We start from the raw sequence: 20911 nt of genomic DNA on the forward strand, positions 1-20911 counted from the left end.
GTTTAAATTCATGCATGAATGAACGCATAGCAATCAGTATCCCCAAAAGGTGTCCAGAAAACTGGGCCGGCATGTCACCCGTAGCGGGAGGAAGTTACTGCTCATCCTGCCAGAAAAGCGTCATTGATTTCAGTAATTTCAATGAGAAAGCCTTACAAGAGTGGTTTCTGCAACATCAGGATGAAAAAATATGCGGAAGGTTTTTCAAGAATCAGCTGGCCCAGCAGCCAGAAGAATTGAAAAAAGCAAATGCATGGACTGTATTGAGTACCAGGATCCTTGCAGCCGCAGTGCTCATGTTTCCCTTTACCTTGAAAGCCTCTCCAAATACCTCGATACAAAAACAAAAAATAGAAGCCGTCCCGGGAACTGAATGCAGCCCAAAGCCCCAGGCCATCGAAAAGCAAACACAGCCAGCAGATAGCCTCAGCACAATAAACGGGGTTGTTTGGGATAAGAATATAAAAGGAGTCGTAGCAGGAGCCGAAGTAAGGATAAAAGGCACCGGGATCAAATCATTGACTGATAGTACAGGTAATTTCCAGATCAGTTTTGATAAGGGCATTAAAGCAGTGCTGATGATCTCGCACCCTGGATATCAAGCTTATGAACAGGAAGTGCGGGCTGAGAAAGGTAAACTATTTACCATAATGCTCTCCCAGGACGCTTCAATGCTAATGGGAGAGGTCTGTATCACCCGAAAGCCGACTCTGCTGAAACGGATCATTCGCCCCATCCAAAAAACGCCCTAATCACTTTCCATTCCTGATTAATTCTTCCAGTACAAGGTCATTCTGATCCGATGCGTATGCTGTGCAAAAATCATATTCAATTCCAGATGCATATTTTCGGTTTCCCAGAGCGTATTTCTTTCCAGGTAGCTTGATTCTTCCGAGTTTACTGTTTTCGCTGAGGCATCAGCAGTTGTAGCTTTACCAAATTGACTTATCAGCATCTTCTTGATCCTTTCATACTCCTTACCATAAACGTCAAACTTTGTGTTCTCCTCTTTCCAGGTCTTTTGTAAGTCAGCTAAGTCGCCATAGCGTCCTTTTTCCCAATTGTAAGAAATGAGCCTTAAGATGGAATCCCCAGGAGTAAAATAGTATTCCGCATATATAGGGAGGTCATACTGTGCCACCCGCTGAACGATTATAGGGTTGGCAACGACATATTTCTCAGCCAAAGGATAATATTCCTTAGACACGAATACTTCCTGATTCAGAAATTTGGATTTTGGATTGACCTTTTTTTCAAAAGCGATCACCTTTGATATTTTCGTCTGTTTAGTCCAGATTTTCTCCTGAGCAAAAGCCTTTGTAAAACTCAACAGCGTAAACAGGGCGTAAATTAATGGTCGTTTCATTAGGTACAAGATAAAGTAAAATCAGCAATTCTCATCGCGTATTGTTTCTTTTCTGCCGCTTGCGACCATGAATCGCCTCGTCATCGATGTCATCAGCGATGCTGAGGCCAATAGGAGCTTCATAGGGCGTAAACGCCTGTTCAGAGTGGAGCGCGCAGTCTAAAGCGAGCGGCAATAACTCATCCATCTGTTCCTGATTGGGGATGTTTGCAGTCCAATCCGATCTTGGTGGTATTGGCCGCTGTAATGCAATACCCAATTCCTCAGTCAGTACCGACAAGTCCAGCAGCTCATTACCCTTGAAAACATTTCCCTGCACACCATCCAATAGGGTATAGTCATAAGGAGCTTTCCCCGGATTCCCCTGAAAGATCAGTTCCATACCAAATTTTTCCTTCAGCACTACCGCAAGGTCAGAAGTATAACGGGCCTGTTGCTTTACTCTACCCCCGGGCAAAGGAACAGTTTGTCCCCGTAAAACCCCCGAATACAGTAAACGATATTCCTGCAGCCAGGCCCTGATCTGTTTTGCCCGGCCTACATCAGGCCGGTAATTCATGGTACGGACTTCAACCGCTGAAGCATTAATCTCGCATAGTCTGAGGCCGAATTTGACCATCACCAACTTACCCTGATCCTCCAATACTTTATACCCCTTACTTTCCAGAACCATCATCAACTGAGCTTTGGTCGAAAAGTTAAATGCCAATGCTTTTTCCAGGTCAGCTTTGGAAACTAATTTTTCATCCAGGTTCATCACCTGATTTAATGCAGTTATCCCCCGAATGCGCTCATACTTACTATAGATCTTTTCTCCGGACGACTTATCCACCCGGGTAGAGACGATGTGGACATGATGGTTACGTGTATCTTTATGAAAGATGATGAGGTAAGGTTGTTGACCATAGCCCATTTTCTCTAGCCATGCAGTAGCGATAACCGTCAACTGCTGCTTGCTGACGGTTTTCCCTTTTGCGGAGATGAAAGCATGAAACTGCGGATATTCAATCCGTTTACTTCTGGCAGAGAGCATTTGCAAATAATCGATGTAATCCAATGGGCTGAGCTTGGTCATCCCCTGCAAAGCCCCGAATCCAGAAACTTTCATCAGTTCACCTTTGTTTTTATCCACCTTATTGGTGTTGTAAAGGACACCCTTAAAGGTTTTGCTTTTAGCGAGGATTCTTACAATCATAAATTTCAATGATTTTTTGAACCCCTAATTCCACAAGCAGAGGAAATCATAAAAAACTGAACCCAAGGATTCTATCGCAATTATCTTATTTAGTCATTGACCTGATGAGTTTGCGCAAGGTGGTCTCCAGCCGCTGCTGAATTTTGAGGTACTCCGCCAATAGCACATTGTAGCGTTCAATAATCTGTGGGGACAGCAATGTCCGCTTATTCAATACATTCGCATACCTGGCAAGCTGGTTGATGTTGTTTCCTGAACGGGCGAGCTCAGCCCCAAGCAGATCCAGTTGAACCATCAATTCTTTTGCGCTGAACATGATCTGTGAAGATCCCTGTAACACCCGCATCCGAACAAATTCAGTGCGTTTGATACCCAATGCTAATACCAGCTCCCGCACAAGAGCAAACTCTTCCTCAGTGAAATACACTTTAATCATGCGGTTACGTTTGCCATTTTTCAAGGGCGGTCTACCTTTGAGCCATTTGTATTTCTCTTCCATAAAGACTTTGAGTAGATTTAACTCCTTGATCATTTACGACAAAACGGAGTTGTCAAGTAAAATTCAAATCAGGATGCTGATAAGCAGACGGCTTATTTTTACTTTGCAGCCAGGTTTCAAAGGAACCAGCTGGAATAGATTCATCCGATGAATTTTTGGGGAGCCACATCGAACGTCAATAACTGTCGGTTCTTTGTCCAAACACTTTGTAATGTCCCGAGCTATCTTTCCTATAAAAATAGAGCGTGTCAGATTCTGATTTTTTGACCAGGCTGTCACCTATTCGGATACCATAATCACCCGTGAATGTAAAACCTTCTAAGTTGAGCCCCTTTCCAAGTTTATCATAATAAGTTACCCTCATGGATTGGGAAGTATCAGCGCTAGCTACCACCATACTGGTATATTTTGAGTAGTTCCTTCGCCCATATTGATATACATTGTAATACGTAATTATCAATACCGACCCAAAGAATATTGGGAAAAACAACAATCGTTTTGGGTTGAATTTTTTTTCGCTCATCCCCACTATTAAGCAAACTTAACCATTAATAGGCACTGTATATCAAAATCAGTTCGCATTTTAATGTATCAGATCTAATGGTAAAGCACAAAGCTCGCGTAAGACCAGCAGTTCATACTGTTTTTCCCTGAGATACGGTAAATACATAGCGTTATTATATTTGGTAACTGAGTTTACCAACTAAGTTAATATAATCATTCTGATCCAGATTATGGTAATAGCAGGATAAACGAAGTGCTTCCGGTATTTCTGATTGCTGTATTAAGTCATTCGTACATGGGTTGATCCGTTGTTTTATGATTCTTAAAAACGCAGCATGTACCTCCAGAACGGGATATTCAGAAAGTAAGTTTACACAGGTTTTGAAAAGCTGTACAGGAGTTGCTTTTGGAATTTCTCCGGCAATTTGGGAGACCAATTGTAAATATTCATCCTTGCGCAGGGTCTTTATCATTGCTAGAATGTCTAGTTTGTCGTTATAAACTTGAGCAGCCTTACACAGTTCGATAGTATTGTCTTTTGAAAACACCATGATCCCTACATATTCATCGATACAATCCATGTATTTGCCGATCTCTGAGTGGTGAATAACAATGTAAACTTCTGAAAACCTTTATAGTAATCATCAATTTGAGTAGAAAGCCGTACAGGGCTATCCAGTTCAGTTTTAATTTCAAATACTTTATTCGCTCCGTTAATTAAAATGGTGTCCGCTTTGGAGTTTCCTATCCTGAACTCGTTTAGTAAAATTGTATCAGATAGCGAATGGTTATGTAATACGTGGCTATTTAACAAGGCGACCTTGTAAAGGTACTCGTGACGGTAATGCGTCAATAAATGATTATGTGAAATATCAATTAGCTCAGAAACATAGGATTTCTTTTCAATCTGGATACCGTTTTTGCCCAGCAATTGCTTAAGATTTTTTGCCTGTTTTTTGAAATCATCGGCAAACATCATCCGCTGTAGTCCAGCATTGGACACCATTTTTGCCAATGTACTTAGGTTCGACTGAGAGTTAACACGAGCTAATGACATACTGTAAAGGTACAAAGAAAGTTTTAACAGCAGACTAAATCGCCAAGAGTTCCCCCTCGGTTAAAACACAAATTTTTCACGCTAACTGCAGTTTACCAGTTTATGTTTTTCATTCTTTTGGCTTTCAAAGCTGCTGCTAATTTGTCATTGTAATCGTTAAATTTTTGATAAACACCAGACTTATCAGTCGAATAAGGTAAAGCAGTTTTCCAGGCATTTAGGGCCTTGTAGCCCGCTGTGTCATGGTCCATGTAGAGTTCGATGTCGGAGAACAATTTTGCTTTTTTAATACCCAACTCAATTAATGCGACAGCATTGAGCACAAGAATACTTTTTGACGAAGCCGGGTTTTCCGTTTTCCAACTCAGGTAGTCGAAATAACCTTCAAATACCGCGAGCTCTCGTTGATATCCGGGAATGAAAGTAATCGCCTTTTTACCCAGACAACCTTTGAAATATTTATTTCGGACTTCCCAACCACCAAGTTCGTTCTGCCATCCGGCTGCAAAGAACTCTTTTCGGAGCTTCTTCTCGTCCACAACATAGTAATGTACCTCGGCGAGCTGGGTAGATGCTGCATCAAAAACACCACGACTTCTCAAGTAAGCATTGATTACCTCAGTAGAACCAAATGGTTTAATCTCCCGGATCTGGTAGTTCGGGAGCTTTACCGCCACTTTTAAACGAGGCCGTAGGTTGATGTTACGTGATGAGCTTTGCTCAGCGCGGGGCAGACTACAAACCTCTTGGACTTTTTCAACCGCCTCATGGAATTTAAGACCTTTCCAGTACAACATCGCGAGATCAAAAATATCGCCGCCTTTTCCCAGTCCGTGATCATACCAGGCACCAAGCTTTTCATTGACGCTAAATGAGGGTTTAGTATCAGATTCCCTAATCATGCTGATGTACATGGCTTCATTGCCATGAGTTTTCTTAGGATGGAACCCCAGTTTTGCCAGGAAGTTCATCAGGGATACTTGCCGTTTAATCTCACAGGCTTTCTCAGAGTTTGATAGCATAAAATATAATTTTGTTTTTCAGTAGGGGGTTTAGGCATGGAAACTGCAGATCTTTAATGAAGTATATTAAACGATTGTTATTGGTCGAAGCGTTCGACATCAAAGGCTAGTCTTGTATGTCCCAATGCCAACTTATGACTGCAATAATTTGAACCATTAAAATATTACCTTTGGATTTTATTGAATACGCGCTCAGCAATGCCTACAAAGAGTAAAAAATCTTCAAACTCATACCAGCCAAAGCAGGACCTCCCTGTATTCATTCAGATCATTCTGTTTATTGTTACCCTGGGTCTTTGGTATCTGTTTAAACAGCATCAAGCCGAACTTCAAAAACGGGAGAACATCCGAACGCTGTTGCCAAAGATCGAAGCTGCATTAAAGGCGATTGATCAACAGCAAAACATGAGGTTCTATTTCTCGAATTTCGGTGCAGAGGGATTACGAAACGCACAGGCTGATTTACTCCGAGCGATTCCTAAGAATTATAAAAACTGCGGCCTTGATTCCAGTGAAAACGAGCTGATTTACCGCTTTGTATCTACCCATGAAAGGATGAATGAGATACGGGCAACTTACAATCAGCGCTTTGTTTCCAGCGAAATCACTAAGTATAAGGCTTACTTCTCCACCTTGGACAGCTATCCGCTTTCCATGGATCAGATGAAGGCTGTGGTATGTGATGAAGACAATAACCTGGTCATTGCCGGTGCCGGTACAGGAAAGACAACAACCATTAGTGCGAAGATTGCCTATATCCTTGAAAAAGGATTGGCCCTCCCTGAGCAGCTATTGGTGATCTCCTTTACCAAAAGCGCGGTGGAGGAAATGTTCGACCGAACTGCTGCCTTTATGAACCATAGTGAACAAGTCAAGCAGATTACTTTCCGCACCTTCAATAGCTTTGGGAACATGGTTACCCGCTATTGCAGTCAGTTCCCAAAGAAAATAGCCTTTGATGGAAAGGACTACCGGGTTAAGGTATTTTTACAAAAAGAATTCGACCGCTTATTTCTAGCCAATGCTGATTTTCAGCAAAAGGCGATTAATTTCATTGCATTTTTCGCAAGACCAGAAAGGGATGAATTTGACTTCAAAACTGGAAGCGATTTTATCCGACATGAAAAATCCTTTTGCAATATAAGCCTGAACGATACGCACTGTAAAAGTAAGGAAGAGGTACTCATCGCCAATTTCCTTTACCTCCACCAGGTGGAGTTTGAATACGAAAGTCTTTACCCACTAGAACGGGAAGACCGCAATCCGGATTTTCAGTCGTATCAACCTGACTTCTTTCTGCCAGGTTATGGGATTTACCACGAACATTATGGAATTGATGAAAACGGGGAGGTGCCGGATTGGTTTAAAAGCAGTCCACCTTTTCAGAGCGCCAAGGAGCAGTATCACCATGGCATGCAGTGGAAAGCATTTATTCACCAGAAATACGGCAGTACACTCATCAAGACCTATTCCTTTCAAAACAGAGACAATACCTTACTGCGTTCGCTCAAAACACAGCTGGCCGCTCATGGCGTTGTAATGAACAAACGACCAGGGAAGGAGGTGCTGGCTAAAATAAAAAAAACGGATCACTATGAGGACTTCTTGAACCTGGTTTATACCTTCCTCAGCTTAATGAAATCCAATAACGCCTCGGTAAACTCACTAAAAGCAAAAAGCAGCGATCAAAGGTTCTCGGTATTTCTGGATGTCTTTGGTGCATTATATCAAAGTTATGAGCAGGAGCTTTACCACACCAGGAGTATTGATTACAATGATATGGTTAATCATGCGACTGCTTTTGTTCACAATGGTGAATTTCCTAAAACCTATAAATACATTTTAGTTGATGAGTTTCAGGACATGTCCCTGGGAAGATATGGCTTGATCAAGGCGCTTAAAAAAGCCAATCCTGGGGCTAAGCTTTATGCCGTTGGTGATGACTGGCAGTCGATTTTCCGTTTTACTGGAAGTGACATCAGCATCATCACTGAATTTTCAAAGCATTTTGGGGTGACCGCAGAAAATACCGTCCTGCAAACCTATCGTTTTAATGGGGATATTTTAGCCTTAAGTAGTGGCTTCATCCAAAGCAATCCGAGTCAATTACAAAAAGAACTCAAATCACCTTTTAAGGCTGTATTTCCTGCATTCCAGTTGTTGCCGGTTGAAGCGGGTGGAAATATTGCAGAGCTGAATATGCGAAAATGGGATGCATTGAAAGCAGCTCTTTCAAAGGTCGTCTTGAACCATTCAAAGGCCAGTGTATTTCTGATCGGGCGTTACCATCACAATGAACCTAAAGATCTTTCTGAACTCCAAAAAACATTCAGGGAACTAAAGATTACTTACTATACCGCGCATGCCTGCAAAGGCCTAACCTGTGATGTCGCCATCTTACTGGATCTGGATGCAGGAATCTATGGATTCCCTTCGGAAGTTGCCGATGATCCAATTCTGAATAACCTGTTACATGAAGGGGAGACTTTCGAGAATGCTGAAGAACGACGGCTGTTTTATGTAGCACTCACCCGTGCCCGCCATCAGGTTTACCTGATGTACAATCCCCAAAACCAAAGTAAGTTTCTGGAAGAAATCATTGACACCTATGCTATTGGCAATAGTATAAAGCAACACATCAGGTGTCCCAAATGCGACGGCATGATGATTGAAAGGGAATCTGCAAACGGGAAATTTCTGGGTTGCAACAACTACCCACACTGCAAACAGGTACTTCGGTCTGTACCAAACCTAGTTTAAAAACCTGATTAATCTTTAAAAAAGCGGACTTCTTGTCTTAAAACCATTAATAACTTATATCGTTAAACTAAATCTCCCATTTCAAATATTTGTTCAAGATATCCTCGTAATTTGAAAAGAAGGAAATCGTCACATATACTCCATTAGGAAGTAACAAGAGTTTGGTCGGATAACCGTGGATTTTAAAATCCTTCTCTACTTTCCCGTCTGACATCAGCACCTGATAGCTGTACTTTTCTTTAGCCATAAAGTCATCGACATTTTTCTTCTTATCATAACAAGCGATAGTCGTGACCACCAGTTTTTCAGGATTTGGATTCTTCAGGTGTATGGCTTCAATTCTATCTATTTCTGCTACACAAGCGCCGCACCAGGTTCCCCAGAAATCGACAAAAACAAATTTGTCCTTATGGTCTTGATTGGCTACTGTTTTCCCCGATCGCTCATTTAAGGAGAAAGACGGAATAGCAGGCAGTTTACTTTTCAAAGCCGCGTTGAAGAAGGCCTTAAAATCTCCATTGGGGTAAGCTTTCAGGTAGTTCTCTTTCAACGTAGCATAACGCTCCGGTTCAAGGATCACCATGTCAACATATTTATTCAGTTTGGCTTCATCATTCATACCCGTACTGCCACCGGAAGCTAAATAAAGATCAGTATAGGCAACGAAGGGAGTAAATTTATATTCATTCTTTAAACCAAACTCATTGTCTACCATATCCTGCTGGGTAGGGAGGTAATCCGCTGCCATTTGCAAATAAGATTCCTCAGTCTTCTTATCCAGTTTACTTTTCCGGTAATAAGCATCTGCAAGATTTTTCTTATAAACGATTTTATTCCTGACTATAAAATGTTCAAAATAAAAAGGCTCTATATTTTCAATGGCACCAGAATTGATCTGTTCGATTCTTTTCTTATCCAGGTCTATGGTATAATCGATGTAAGCCAGCTTTATAGAATCCGGGATTTGCTTTTTCACCAATTCATCGTAAATCAATATTCTATAACGGCCTGCTTTGTCAAATGGGGAGTTGAAGTTGATGTGGGCAATTTCTGCGAGTTCTTTCTGGTCAGTTGCCAGTTTTGCCTGTACATATGTTTTCATTCCTTTGAGCATTTCTGTCGTTATCGGGATATTAAGCGCTTCTATTTGCTGGATGATTTTGTAAGCCGCCTGAAGAGAGTCTTTACTTTGAATCCGGTAAATCAGTCCGCCAAAATGATCATGTATTGAACTGGCAGTATTCCCCATGTTCATTGGATAATAGTCTTTTCCTTTAAATTTGGTAAAGGACAGCTCCATGGCCTTTTTAACCTTACTCATGTCACCTCTTTCCAGGTCTCGGGTAAGCTTATTGTCTATGTCATTTTCACTAGGCAGATACTCATAAGGTACATTCTCCAGCACATCCCAATAACCACCAGTATTCAGATAAGTTAAAAGACCAAGTTTGGCCCCCATGTACTGGTAGTCATCTTTTGCAAAGCCCTTGTCCAGTGAATCCAGTTTTTTCAGGACCTTCGCTTCAATCGTCTGACTTCCTTTCTCCTGGTTAAACTGATCGGCCAGTTCCTGAATTTTACGGGTGGCCTTGTTGAAAGGCGTATAATAATCTGCATAATTCAATTTCGCTTTAGCCTCTGCCATTAGCGGGGTAGATAAGCCATCGAACCTATCTTTTGCCGGGCTGATCAGATTAAACTTGGTGATGGTACGTGTGGTGCCCATCTCGGCGCCTTCAGGCGAGCGCCGGGTTATCGTGGTGTCACGGTTAAAAGAGCGTACCGGGTGTTTGAAGAAGGGTAGACGCTCTTTAAAATAATCCTCAGAAGGCACTACTTCTATCAGCTTCTGATGTTTTTCATAACCTTCCGGAGTATTTAATGCTTTAAGTTTGGCCATAATAGCCGCCCTAATTTCAGGTATACCGTTTATTGCGGTAATGTTCCCTTTTTCATCGAGTTTTAATTCGTAAGAGCAGCCGGTCATCACTTTCTTTGCAACCGCCATAAAAACCGCCGGCTGCTCTTCAAAAGGAACGGTAGAATCATGAATACCATCGCCCCACTTGGTCAGAAATATTTCAGGAGATGCTTTTAAAGTGTATATCCCGTTCTTATGACTGATCACCTCAAAATTGGTTTTCCAGTATTCGTAGGTATTGGAGCTATATTGCCTATCCTTCGATTCGCTGCTGTTTATGGCATCGTAACTGAACTTTTGTCCTGGTTTTAGTTTGAGCTTTTGTGCATTCGCTGCTGCGCAGATCAGCAGAAACAGCATTAAGAGGTTAATTTTCATCTGAATATAGTTGATTTTTAATGGTTATGAAGCATCATGAGCAATATTTTTCACCAAAATCTATTGACCTTTGTGTTCAAGAGCTCCCAAGCTCGGTTCATCACTACTTGTGAGCATTTGCTCATAATGGTTTCATCGCGTTTATACCTGTTCTTTTAAAGATAAGATTTACAATACAACGTTAATATACAAGCATTTATCGTACTTGTAAAAATTTTAACCTTATTTAACTTTAGCATAAATCTGTAAGATTACATTTATGTAGCCACAGACCAAGAAATGTTCAACTGCTGTCCAATAGGAGTGACTTGTGAAATTGGAATGCTTCAAAACCTAAATGTCAAAAAAGCTTAAGAAGCTTTGCTGTGATCCATTTTGTTCATAATAGTAACAGAATAAGAATAGCTGTGTGGACTTTGCTAGTGGTTTGCCCCGTTTACCAGAAAGTGTCAGATTCGTTTTCATGCTTTTAAAGACGAGACTATTCAACTTTTTGTTTTGAAAATTCTTGAGCTGTTTGACCTTAGCAATCGTAAAATCGGAATTCACATCTATCTGAAATACGGCGAAGGCGTTCGTATTTTCATAACCTTTGAATGAACCGATCTCAGTACTGTGTACACGAATGAAAGAAGGGTTGGGGTTAAAAATCTTATGCTCGTTAAGAAATGCAATTGCCCCTTCTCTTAGTTTAATCGTATTGCCCCAATTCTTCGCAGCATTTGGATATTGAACAGGATCAAAATACTCATCAACCTTCATGCTGCCCGAGCAGAATCCAAAACTCAACGTTCCCTGCCAAACTTGAGCAAATATGATCCAGGTTGAATTTTCATCCGGTAGAAAGGCGCAGGAACTATTCAATGAACTCATGATCTTTACCTTACTCAGGCGCTGACCTTTATACAAGTTGATGATTTCTATTACCGCATCATGATACTCCGAATTCTCAGGATCTGGTGTCACTTTGATGATTTTAGCTTTTGCTACAAATTCAGAAGTTTGAAAATTATTGACCACACCCTCATTGGCACAGGAACAGGCATATAAACCAGCAGGAAAAAGAAAAAGGAATAAGCAGAGTAAACGTTTGAGTTTTATCATCGTATTGATTTGTAAGGAAACTGATTTATCAATGCTTTTTTAACATCATGATGATCACTCCATGTCATTTCCATAAAGAATCATTTTAAAAATACAATTCTGATGGGACTGGAATCGAAATGTTCAACACATTAAATAGTAGTTCTTGGATGGAATGGTTAATCCGCTGCTTGCTTGCCCGCCTTGTTAAAGCGAAAGTGATAGCAATTGATACCGATAGCAAGAATAGTTAAGCTAGATACCCATAGCCAGTAACCGGGTTCAAAGCTGTAGATCTTGCCGGTAGTGCCACTTTCTGCAGCTAATATCTCTTTCCAGAAACTAAATGACCAGGCGATACCAGCAGCAATTAAAGAAAGCCAATGACTACTTGGTTCGGGCTTTGGTATTGGAGTACGTAAAACAGGCTCTAATTTAATCACATTATTGGTTTCTATCAGAAACCTTATTCCAGCAATAATTGCAATAGGGTTTGCCATCCAGGTCAGGCATTCCATACCACCACCGCCAAGGATGGAAATGCCACCTACCAGAAATAAAGAGATTGCCGAATGCATCTGCCTTCCCTGATACTCATATACCAAAGCATTCTGCGTTAATGAAATGGCAAAAATGATTACTGGAATCAGTAGGATATAGCGTCTGAGATGTGATTGCGTTAAAGTCATTGAGAATTATATAAGGAATCCAAGATACATCATTCCTACAAAACTTTATCAAGGTTTTAAAAGTTCACCTGATCGAATCAGGGCGATGGCATGTGGTATGCTCACTTCAATCCCAGGAGATGTCAGCAATACTTATTAACTTGCAAAACGATTTAAGGACCAATAAATGCCTATACTGAAACTGCTAAGATTCTATTACTTTACCTTCCTCTATCATTACCGGAATAAGCCGGAAAGCTGGGTAGGGGACTTCAGAAGCGTGTTATTGGTGGAACTCAGTATATTCTGGTTTATATTGACGTTATGGCTATTGTTTGATCCTGGATTCTGGTTAATTGGATCCTTGACCAAGCTGCTTGTATTCACCATCAACGTCCTCATACTGATTATCCTTCACTGGTATTTAATGAGCAAAGGCAGGAGTGAAGTCATCTTCCAGGAATTTAAAAATCATCCCTTGAATAACCAAACCAACAGAACCATCTGCTGGGCAGTATGGGCAGGATCATTTGTCCTTTTTTTACTATCGGCCTCACTGCAATAAGTAAAGTAAAATCTAAGCTACAGGGATTTTGTGCCTTTGCTCAAGTAGTTCATACATCTGGTCCCACTGCTGCCAAAATGAACCCGCGAGATAGAACTTGTTTTTTGGATCCTGCTCAGCACTCAAAGTATAAGCCTGAGGTATACCAAATACATCAATATCCAAAGGTTTGTTGGCGTCTGTCTTTGAGCTGAGTATGCCCTTTGTTAATACCCTATTTTCTAGTGGTAACTCATAAAGTACCGGCTCATAGGTATCGTGGCGGTAAGTAGTCAGTATTATTTTGTCATCAACAATCTGCATACTTCGGATGAGCTGTGCTTTTAGTTTTTTGAACTTAAAATAATGACGAAGATTAAGTGTCATCATCACCAGAAATAAACAGAAACCAAAGAGAATCCCTCCACGGTCAATGACATGAAGTTTAAGATACCCGGTCACTACCACAATCCCCAGAAAAATAAAACTATTGAAAAAAAAGAAATTCTGTTTCTTGCTGATCTGATCCCGGATGAATTCATCACCTTCATAAGATATCGTAAAAGACCGTTGCATCATTTGGTTAGACAATAGAAAGTACAATCAAATATAGATTATAATTTCTATTGCCATGCGGATCGTATCTGCTTCGTTACGCTCACATTCCTGAGGTATGTGTTGATTAATGACTAAGTTTAATTAAAAATCTCAGCAATGCTTTCAGAAAAAGACAAAACACAATTTATCATCCTAAACGAGGTATTAGATGATCAGGTTCAGATCACAGAAACCTTTATAAATTTAATGAAATGGGAGTTTGACCTAATTGAACCTTTACACTCACCCGATGGCAGGATTAGCTTTAAGTTGAAGATCATGGGCACTTGTTCCATATTTGGTGATCTCGGTGATATTGCAAAGTATTACGAGTTAACTGCAGGTTATGAATTCGCAATTTCAAACTTCGACCTTTTAGCATCAGACACAGATCTTTTACTTCAACTGGTTATAGACACCTATGAAACCATAAAACACCATACGAAAGAACAATTAAAAGATAAACCATTAGACTTATTTGGTTTTGCGAAACTGAATCCGGAGTCTGTTCGTTCACTCATTGGCTCTAAACTGATCGACCTAAGAGACTCTTTAAACCGGAATAAAAACGTTGTTTTAAAGAATCAGATAGATTTTAACCAATAGCCGAAAAACAAAAAAGGGAGACAAAAATGCCTCCCTTAAAAAACTAAACCGGGGTTACCCACGTTGGTATTTACCTACCTGCCAAAACTGACTGCCTATGGTTCAGACTTTTCTCACCGTATTGGCTACACGTAACCGTTAAGACGAGAAAAGCCTTGCACTGTAATTCTCCGGTCCGCCGGAAAATGCTTCACCCCAATAGGACAATGTACGTTGAGCAAGCGCTCAAATCAATTTAAACTCTGCCACCCGGCAGAGCAGTAACCCGGTTATTCGCTCTGGCAACTGCCTCAAGCTTTAACCGGTCGATGAATTTCTTTTTCCCTGATCCAGCCTGAACCACAGGATGAATCAGGTTTTCTTTACACCACCTGTCTACATGATCCCTACCGTATAAACGATAGGCCTCTGCTTTGGTGAGTGTATCCGGCACCTGACCGGATAAATCTGTAATCCTCATCGATGCAAAGTAAATGACCAGATGAGTTCAAAAAAAGTGTATGTGCCGTGCATACACCGAAACCAACAAAATAGACCTGTAAACCAGCTAGTTACCGGAACTAAAAACAACAGTCATGATATTGCAGTATCCTGTAAGAGACATTTAATTCATTCACACATTAAATAACTTTTGTAGGTTGCGTCAAAAAAAGTTGCTAGCTTTGTGTTATAAAAATATTTAGCGACAGCTATTTGATCTTGTCTTAGAAAACGGCGAAACTTTCAAACAGTACAAGGGAAAATCATGCTGCTCGCCTGCGCAATAGCGCGGGCGCGGCTGTTTTCTGTACTGTGGGCGCTTCGCCGTGCCTCTAAGACGGATTATGGTTGTGTCCCGCGCTATTTTGTTTTCATCACCGGGCTGTATCGGGTCAGCAGACCAAGATTAATCATTTCATGATGAATAGTCAGGGAGAAACCAATGTGCTGAACTGCCATATACAGCAACTTAAACTAAGTACGGAATTAAAAAGAGCGGCAAATGGCGCCGGGATTAAAACCATGCAACAATTACTGAAGTACAGCACGGCAGAAGTAGAACGATGGCCAGGATTTAATATCCAGCTCGTTCATGAATATGTCAATTTTTTAGAAGGCAATGGAATGGGGTCACTCATAGATAGCTATTGAGAGATTTGCTATTCAAGTGCTTCATAACAAAATAGATACGAATATAAAAGTTAAAAAATCGTAAATTAGTCACAAGGTATATATCATCACTAACGATCTCAATCAACAGCTTTGCTAACCGGAAGAAAACATACTGCCATTGATAGTACATTCCTCGCAGAACTGCGTTCAGGAAGCAGGACTGCATTTGATGCATTGTACGAACTGTATAAAAATGACGTATACCTGGAAGCCAATAAACGTCTACATGATCCTGAACTGGCGAAGGACGTTACACAGGACGTATTTACCGGACTTTGGTTAAAAGCAACCCAAACAGAGATAGAAAACCTACCTGGTTATTTATTCATTTCCATCCGAAACAAAGTGTTACGTACGATACAGCGACAAGATAAGTTTGTCCCGATATCTGATTTACTTCAGGACCTGATTGCCAATAAAGAACGACCAGATCAGGAGCTGATGTATAAAGAACTGCTAGCAACCTACGAAACACTAGTCAACGATTTACCTGATCAGCAACGCATCATTTATAAAATGCGTTATACTGAAAACAGAAGTCCGGAGGAAATTGCAGAAATACTTGAGCTATCCCCAAAGACCGTACGAAACCACCTTGGAAAGGCTGTGAATAAGCTAAAAACCTCTTTAATGCTCATTCAGATCATCATTTACCTATCCGAAAAGCACTAAAGAAAGCTCCATCATTTAACAATAAAAAAATATTTTTTAACATGACTGGGCAAAATCCCGAGTTATGTATCCTGTTCTTTTATAAGCCCTGTTTATAATTAAAATGGAAAAGGAATTATTAAATCAGATCATTATAAGATACCAGCAAGGTAAAGCAAGTCCGGATGAAATTAAATTCATCGAAACTTACTACCAGGCATTGGAACACCGTGCAGATCGTAATGGTATAGGAAGCCAATTACCCTCAAATCAAACCTGGGCTGAAATCCAGCAGCATATCCATACTACTATCCAACAGAATGAACCATCAAAGACCATCAAGCTTTGGAGAAGGATCAGTGTTGTTGCAGCCGCAGTAGCTTTAATTACTATTGGTATTTATTTCTATATCGCACCAAGAATTGCAAATCAGCATGAGGTCACTAAATATGCCAATGATGTTGCACCAGGTAAGCAAGGCGCAACCCTTACACTGGCTAACGGTAAAAACATCAGGTTAGCTGATGCAGCAAATGGAGAGCTTGCAAAAGAATCCGGTGTCGTGATCAGCAAATCTGCAAATGGACAATTGGTTTATGAGATCAAAAGCACAAACACCGAATCAAACCACATAAATGTCTTATCAACCTCCAAAGGAGAAACTTATCAGGTGCGTTTGCCGGATGGATCTTTGGTATGGTTAAATGCCGCTTCAAGTTTGACCTATTCTACTGCCTTAAATGAGCGTCGGCAGCGGAGGGTCAAACTAAGTGGTGAGGCTTACTTTGAGGTGGCTAAAGATAAAGCACATCCATTCATAGTGGAAAGTAATGGACAAGAGGTTGAAGTTTTGGGTACGCATTTCAATGTGAACAGTTATACCGATGAAGCTGCTACAGAAACTACATTACTGGAAGGTTCGGTAAGCGTGAACGGAAAAACGGTTTTAAAACCAGGCGAACAGTCAGTATTGTCTGAAGGAAAGATCAGTGTGTTGAAGGTGGATGCGGAAAATTTTGTGGACTGGAAGAACGGGGAGTTTGTTTTTACGGATGAACCACTAGGAGATATTTTAAGGAAAGTGTCCAGGTGGTATGATGTGGAGTTTGTGGTCGTGAATCAAAAGGTTTTGTCAAATACATTTACCGGATCGGTTTCTAGGAGCGATAAGGTCTCTGGGGTGCTGAGGGTATTACAGAAAGCAAGTAAGGTGCGTTTCAGCATTGAAGGGAAAACAATCAAGATTGAATAATTTTTAAAATGAAATCATCATTGGGGTGTAACCAACCCTGCAACTAATATTATCAACTAACCATTGGCTTTAAAGGGTAACCTGGCGGGTCGTAAACTAAAAAAAGATGAAAAGAATTAAAGGGAAGGCGAGTTAATGAGCATAGGGTTCCTGTGAAAAGAGCCATGAAGGTGTTGAAGCACCTCCATAGCATAAGTCAGGGTCAACCCATAAAAACGATGTTTCGAGTATAGTTTAACGTATTAACCCAAACCAAATCAAAAGTATGAAATTAAAGGCTTTTAATCAAGGCATGCCGCGTCCGTGGCTGCCGCCTAAACTTTTACTAATTATGAGACTGATCATAATTATGATGACAACCTTTCTGTTGCAGGTGAGCGCTTCAAGTAATGCTCAGAAGCTGACTTATGTAAAGCAGGGTGCGACACTGAATCAGATATTCCAGGAGATCAAAAAACAGACAGGATTCAAAGTGGTGTATTCCAACCATGCTGTTGATGGAACTGTAAGATTAAACGCGGATTTTGAAAATGAGGACATTAATGGCGTAATGGAAGTTCTACTGAAGGATAAACCATTGACGTTTGAACTGGATGAAAAGAATATTATTATAAAGGTGAAAGAGCCCTCCTTTCTGGAAAAGGTGGTCGGCGTATTCCAAGACATCAATGTCTCTGGTCGAGTGGTGGATGCTGATGGGCGTGATCTTCCTGGGGCTTCTGTGTCTGTTAAGGGGAAAGGAGGCAAAGCGGTGAGTACTGGAGCAAATGGAAGTTTCTATTTGAAAGGTGTGGATGAGGACGCTGTGTTGGTGATTTCTTTTATTGGTTATGTGAATAAAGAAGTAAAAGCTGCTAAGGAACTTGGAGATGTAGTACTGGAATTGAGTAACTCAAAGCTTGATGAAGTACAGGTTATCGCCTATGGAACGACGACACAGAGGCTGAGTACAGGTAATGTGACGACAATTAAGGCGGATGTGATTGAGAAGCAACCGGTGAATAATCCACTGTTGGCTTTGCAGGGAAGGGTTCCGGGATTGTTTATTGAACAGGCAAGTGGTTTTGCTGGAACTGGAGTGAAAGTGAGGATACAAGGGCAGAATAGTATAAATAAAGGGAGCGAACCCTTTTATGTAATTGACGGAGTACCATATATATCTCAACTTTTACCTAATGGTAACGCTAATCTAGGGAATTCTGGTTCCGGGAATGTTTTCGGAAATCCGCTAAGTTTTATAAATCCTTCGGATATAGAAAGTATCGATGTGTTAAAAGACGCTGATGCAACAGCAATTTATGGCTCACGTGCGGCAAATGGCGCTATTCTGATTACTACAAAAAAAGGTAAAGTAGGTGATATGAAAGTTGACTTAAATATTCAGTCAGGTTGGGGCAAAGTACCAAATCAGGTAGATCTCTTGAATACTGAGCAATATTTGGAAATGAGAAAAGAGGCCTTGCGTAATGATGGAATTGCTAGGCCTTCGACGAGTAATTTTGGTGATAATGATTTAAATGGGAATTGGGATAATTCGAGAAACATAGATTGGCAGAAGGAACTGATTGGAAGGAATTTCGGGTATAACGATATAACTGGTTCAGTCTCTGGTGGAGAGGGAAGAACTTCATTTCTAGTAACTGGAGGATACCATAATGAAACGAATGTATTTAAAGGTAATTACAAAGACCGAAAGGGTTCAGTTGGATTTGGTCTTAACTCTATCTCAGCAAATCAAAAATTTAAAATTCAAATGAAAGGTAATTATGTTAATGACGTAAGTAAATTGCCTAGAGATGTTTTAGTCCCCGCACTCCTTGGAGTTGCTCCCTTAGCTCCAGATCTCTACCTTGAAAACGGAGAAATTAATTGGGCTGCAAACAGTCAGGGAGGATCAACTTTTTTCTTAAATCCAGCAAGTTTATTTGCTAATGAATATACAGACAAAACAACCAATTTACTAAGTAATATGTTGTTGAGTTATGAGGTTTTACCTGGATTAAATATCCAAAATAGCCTAGGATACAGTAGTTTAATAATTAATTCTATTTCTAAGAATAATATTAGAGGTGTTTATCCCGAAAATCTGCCATATTTTAGAAGAGGATCGAGAGTTCTAGACTCTAAAATAAATTCATATTCAATAGAGCCTCAGTTAACTTTTAGTAAAGCTATAAGTAAAGGGAAATTGGACGTCTTACTTGGAACAACAATTACGCAAACCAATAGTAGTCAATTGGGCATATTGGCCAATGGTTTTAGTAGTGATTTAGTTATGGATGATTTAATGTCTGCACTTACTAAGGAAGTTTTTTCATCGATTAATACCAAATATAAGTATAATGCACTATTTGGTCGGATAGCTTACAACTGGCAAGATAAATATCTTATTAATTTAACAGCTAGGAGAGATGGAAGTTCTAGATTTGGAGCTGAAAACCAGTTTCATAATTTTGGAGCATTTGGAGCAGCTTGGGTATTTTCAAAAGAACATTTCGTCACAGAGAATTTTCCCATACTTACCTTTGGCAAACTTAGAGGAAGTTACGGTACTACTGGGAATGATCAAATAGGAGATTATCAATTTCTAAGCTTATATACTCCAGTTAGTCAGAGTGTTCCTTACCAAGGTGGAGTAGTTTATCAGCCTATAGGTTTAACCAATCCTTATTTGCAGTGGGAAGAGACTAGAAAACTCCAAATTGGTCTAGATTTAGGGATATTAAGTGATCAGATATTAATAAATGTCAACTATTATAGAAATCGTTCTAGCAATCAGTTAGCATCCTATTCATTGCCTAATGTGACTGGCTTCGACGTAATAACTAAAAATTTAGATTGCACTATACAGAATTCGGGTTGGGAATCGATGATCACCGCTAATATTATTCGAGGTACTAAATTTTCTTGGTCGTCAAGCGCTAACTTTACTATCCCGCGAAATAAGCTTCTATCTTATCGAGATTTAGACAAGTCGACTGATAAATACCGACTTATTATTGGTGAACCTTTAAATGTAGTAAAGACTTATCATTTTTTAGGAGTGGATCCCGCAACTGGTATATATCAGTTTGCGGATAAGAATGGAAATCCTACAATGTCGCCTAATGATCAAGAGGATAGGGCTGTTATTATTGATCCTTCTCCAAAATTATATGGAGGTATTACGAATACCTTAAATTATAAAGGATTTCAACTGGACGTGTTATTTCAATTTACAAAACAAAAGGCACAAAATGATATCGAATTTGGAGCGTCGGGATATATGCCAGGACAATGGGGGTATGGACTAGGAAATCAGCCGGTTGGCGTCCTAAATCGTTGGAAAAAACCGGGAGATATTGCTAATATTCAGCGATTTACAACAGGGTATAGTTTATATCAATCGTATACCAACGCAGCATATTATAGTGATGCAAGTTGGGGTGATGCTTCGTATATACGTTTGAAAAATGTTTCTCTAGCCTGGAGTGTTCCATCAGAATGGTTGAGGAAAGGGCATTTAAAAAGTTGTAATATTTTCGTTCATGGGCAGAATTTATGGACCACAACACCGTTTAAGGGGCTTGATCCTGAAACTAAAAGTTCTAGTGTTTTGCCCCCACTACGGGTAATCACGATGGGAATAAAAGTAGGCCTGTAGAGTTCTCTAAATC

The 20911-nt window shown here is 40.3% G+C and carries 20 protein-coding genes; 8 read left to right on the plus strand and 12 right to left on the minus strand.

The genetic code is table 11. From position 1 onward, the window contains the following. Positions 1 to 71 precede the first annotated feature (71 nt). Entirely contained in the window at positions 72 to 752 is a 681-nt protein-coding gene (locus HQN83_RS02470) for a carboxypeptidase-like regulatory domain-containing protein (RefSeq protein WP_173088251.1), read from the plus strand. Between the two features lie 17 nt (positions 753 to 769). On the opposite strand, the gene HQN83_RS02475 is transcribed toward HQN83_RS02470, so the two are convergent. The 7 genes from HQN83_RS02475 to HQN83_RS02505 form a co-directional block, all read right to left on the minus strand. Next, positions 770 to 1366: a hypothetical protein gene (locus tag HQN83_RS02475; RefSeq protein WP_173088253.1), complete on the minus strand. Its 597-nt coding sequence runs from the start codon at positions 1364 to 1366 to the stop codon at positions 770 to 772. Positions 1367 to 1397: 31 nt separating this feature from the next. Then, positions 1398 to 2561, minus strand: coding sequence for a relaxase/mobilization nuclease domain-containing protein (locus HQN83_RS02480; RefSeq protein WP_173088254.1), 1164 nt, complete (start codon positions 2559 to 2561; stop codon positions 1398 to 1400). Between the two features lie 85 nt (positions 2562 to 2646). Continuing rightward, on the minus strand, positions 2647 to 3060 hold the full coding sequence (locus HQN83_RS02485) for a plasmid mobilization protein (RefSeq protein WP_173088255.1): 414 nt from the start codon (positions 3058 to 3060) through the stop codon (positions 2647 to 2649). A gap of 175 nt (positions 3061 to 3235) precedes the next feature. After that, positions 3236 to 3583, minus strand: coding sequence for a hypothetical protein (locus HQN83_RS02490; RefSeq protein WP_173088257.1), 348 nt, complete (start codon positions 3581 to 3583; stop codon positions 3236 to 3238). Between the two features lie 154 nt (positions 3584 to 3737). Further along, entirely contained in the window at positions 3738 to 4145 is a 408-nt protein-coding gene (locus tag HQN83_RS02495) for a hypothetical protein (RefSeq protein ID WP_173088259.1), read from the minus strand. Then, positions 4121 to 4621: a sce7726 family protein gene (locus tag HQN83_RS02500; protein ID WP_173088261.1), complete on the minus strand. Its 501-nt coding sequence runs from the start codon at positions 4619 to 4621 to the stop codon at positions 4121 to 4123. The genes HQN83_RS02495 and HQN83_RS02500 overlap by 25 nt, the downstream gene beginning before the upstream one ends. Before the next feature lie 92 nt (positions 4622 to 4713). Next, complete coding sequence (locus HQN83_RS02505) at positions 4714 to 5643, minus strand: toprim domain-containing protein (protein WP_173088263.1); 930 nt, start codon at positions 5641 to 5643, stop codon at positions 4714 to 4716. 198 nt (positions 5644 to 5841) lie between these two features. On the opposite strand from HQN83_RS02505, the gene HQN83_RS02510 reads away from it, so the two are divergent. Further along, on the plus strand, positions 5842 to 8403 hold the full coding sequence (locus HQN83_RS02510) for a UvrD-helicase domain-containing protein (protein WP_173088265.1): 2562 nt from the start codon (positions 5842 to 5844) through the stop codon (positions 8401 to 8403). A 67-nt stretch (positions 8404 to 8470) separates the two neighbouring features. Here HQN83_RS02510 and HQN83_RS02515 read toward each other — a convergent pair whose 3' ends face one another. The 3 genes from HQN83_RS02515 to HQN83_RS02525 form a co-directional block, all read right to left on the minus strand. Next, positions 8471 to 10702, minus strand: coding sequence for a TlpA family protein disulfide reductase (locus HQN83_RS02515; RefSeq protein ID WP_173088267.1), 2232 nt, complete (start codon positions 10700 to 10702; stop codon positions 8471 to 8473). 333 nt (positions 10703 to 11035) lie between these two features. After that, positions 11036 to 11806 (minus strand): hypothetical protein, encoded by a 771-nt coding sequence (locus HQN83_RS02520; RefSeq protein ID WP_173088269.1) that lies wholly within the window; start codon positions 11804 to 11806, stop codon positions 11036 to 11038. Positions 11807 to 11964: 158 nt separating this feature from the next. Further along, positions 11965 to 12474: a hypothetical protein gene (locus HQN83_RS02525; RefSeq protein ID WP_173088271.1), complete on the minus strand. Its 510-nt coding sequence runs from the start codon at positions 12472 to 12474 to the stop codon at positions 11965 to 11967. Between the two features lie 166 nt (positions 12475 to 12640). Between HQN83_RS02525 and HQN83_RS02530 the strand changes: the two genes are divergently transcribed. Beyond that, entirely contained in the window at positions 12641 to 13018 is a 378-nt protein-coding gene (locus HQN83_RS02530) for a hypothetical protein (RefSeq protein WP_173088273.1), read from the plus strand. Positions 13019 to 13030: 12 nt separating this feature from the next. Here the strand turns inward: HQN83_RS02530 and HQN83_RS02535 are convergent, their stop codons facing one another. Then, complete coding sequence (locus HQN83_RS02535; protein WP_173088275.1) at positions 13031 to 13576, minus strand: hypothetical protein; 546 nt, start codon at positions 13574 to 13576, stop codon at positions 13031 to 13033. 135 nt (positions 13577 to 13711) lie between these two features. Between HQN83_RS02535 and HQN83_RS02540 the strand changes: the two genes are divergently transcribed. Further along, on the plus strand, positions 13712 to 14200 hold the full coding sequence (locus HQN83_RS02540; RefSeq protein WP_173088277.1) for a hypothetical protein: 489 nt from the start codon (positions 13712 to 13714) through the stop codon (positions 14198 to 14200). A 235-nt stretch (positions 14201 to 14435) separates the two neighbouring features. Here HQN83_RS02540 and HQN83_RS02545 read toward each other — a convergent pair whose 3' ends face one another. After that, complete coding sequence (locus HQN83_RS02545) at positions 14436 to 14660, minus strand: hypothetical protein (RefSeq protein ID WP_173088279.1); 225 nt, start codon at positions 14658 to 14660, stop codon at positions 14436 to 14438. A gap of 437 nt (positions 14661 to 15097) precedes the next feature. Between HQN83_RS02545 and HQN83_RS02550 the strand changes: the two genes are divergently transcribed. The 4 genes from HQN83_RS02550 (at position 15098) to HQN83_RS02565 (ending at position 20898) form a co-directional block, all read left to right on the plus strand. Beyond that, positions 15098 to 15331, plus strand: coding sequence for a DNA-directed RNA polymerase subunit alpha C-terminal domain-containing protein (locus HQN83_RS02550; protein ID WP_173088281.1), 234 nt, complete (start codon positions 15098 to 15100; stop codon positions 15329 to 15331). A 111-nt stretch (positions 15332 to 15442) separates the two neighbouring features. Next, positions 15443 to 16024: a sigma-70 family RNA polymerase sigma factor gene (locus HQN83_RS02555; protein WP_173088283.1), complete on the plus strand. Its 582-nt coding sequence runs from the start codon at positions 15443 to 15445 to the stop codon at positions 16022 to 16024. A gap of 103 nt (positions 16025 to 16127) precedes the next feature. Then, complete coding sequence (locus tag HQN83_RS02560; protein ID WP_173088285.1) at positions 16128 to 17255, plus strand: FecR family protein; 1128 nt, start codon at positions 16128 to 16130, stop codon at positions 17253 to 17255. A 331-nt stretch (positions 17256 to 17586) separates the two neighbouring features. Continuing rightward, a complete protein-coding gene (locus HQN83_RS02565) occupies positions 17587 to 20898 on the plus strand; it encodes a SusC/RagA family TonB-linked outer membrane protein (protein WP_173088287.1) in 3312 nt (1103 codons plus the stop codon). The last annotated feature ends 13 nt before the right edge of the window (positions 20899 to 20911 follow it).

The organism is Pedobacter foliorum, assembly GCF_013266735.1.
Lineage (GTDB): Bacteria > Bacteroidota > Bacteroidia > Sphingobacteriales > Sphingobacteriaceae > Pedobacter > Pedobacter foliorum.

Bases quoted from the DNA above. Each gene is read 5' to 3' on its own strand.
- HQN83_RS02535 (WP_173088275.1), bottom strand. From the start codon at position 13,576: ATGATGCAACGGTCTTTTACGATATCTTATGAAGGTGATGAATTCATC.
- HQN83_RS02495 (WP_173088259.1), bottom strand. From the start codon at position 4,145: ATGGATTGTATCGATGAATATGTAGGGATCATGGTGTTTTCAAAAGAC.
- HQN83_RS02565 (WP_173088287.1), top strand. From the start codon at position 17,587: ATGAGACTGATCATAATTATGATGACAACCTTTCTGTTGCAGGTGAGC.
- HQN83_RS02500 (WP_173088261.1), bottom strand. From the start codon at position 4,621: ATGTCATTAGCTCGTGTTAACTCTCAGTCGAACCTAAGTACATTGGCA.
- HQN83_RS02540 (WP_173088277.1), top strand. From the start codon at position 13,712: ATGCTTTCAGAAAAAGACAAAACACAATTTATCATCCTAAACGAGGTA.
- HQN83_RS02545 (WP_173088279.1), bottom strand. From the start codon at position 14,660: ATGAGGATTACAGATTTATCCGGTCAGGTGCCGGATACACTCACCAAA.
- HQN83_RS02510 (WP_173088265.1), top strand. From the start codon at position 5,842: ATGCCTACAAAGAGTAAAAAATCTTCAAACTCATACCAGCCAAAGCAG.
- HQN83_RS02490 (WP_173088257.1), bottom strand. From the start codon at position 3,583: ATGAGCGAAAAAAAATTCAACCCAAAACGATTGTTGTTTTTCCCAATA.
- HQN83_RS02530 (WP_173088273.1), top strand. From the start codon at position 12,641: ATGCCTATACTGAAACTGCTAAGATTCTATTACTTTACCTTCCTCTAT.
- HQN83_RS02485 (WP_173088255.1), bottom strand. From the start codon at position 3,060: ATGGAAGAGAAATACAAATGGCTCAAAGGTAGACCGCCCTTGAAAAAT.
- HQN83_RS02560 (WP_173088285.1), top strand. From the start codon at position 16,128: ATGGAAAAGGAATTATTAAATCAGATCATTATAAGATACCAGCAAGGT.
- HQN83_RS02505 (WP_173088263.1), bottom strand. From the start codon at position 5,643: ATGCTATCAAACTCTGAGAAAGCCTGTGAGATTAAACGGCAAGTATCC.
- HQN83_RS02515 (WP_173088267.1), bottom strand. From the start codon at position 10,702: ATGAAAATTAACCTCTTAATGCTGTTTCTGCTGATCTGCGCAGCAGCG.
- HQN83_RS02550 (WP_173088281.1), top strand. From the start codon at position 15,098: ATGATGAATAGTCAGGGAGAAACCAATGTGCTGAACTGCCATATACAG.
- HQN83_RS02470 (WP_173088251.1), top strand. From the start codon at position 72: ATGTCACCCGTAGCGGGAGGAAGTTACTGCTCATCCTGCCAGAAAAGC.
- HQN83_RS02525 (WP_173088271.1), bottom strand. From the start codon at position 12,474: ATGACTTTAACGCAATCACATCTCAGACGCTATATCCTACTGATTCCA.
- HQN83_RS02520 (WP_173088269.1), bottom strand. From the start codon at position 11,806: ATGATAAAACTCAAACGTTTACTCTGCTTATTCCTTTTTCTTTTTCCT.
- HQN83_RS02475 (WP_173088253.1), bottom strand. From the start codon at position 1,366: ATGAAACGACCATTAATTTACGCCCTGTTTACGCTGTTGAGTTTTACA.
- HQN83_RS02480 (WP_173088254.1), bottom strand. From the start codon at position 2,561: ATGATTGTAAGAATCCTCGCTAAAAGCAAAACCTTTAAGGGTGTCCTT.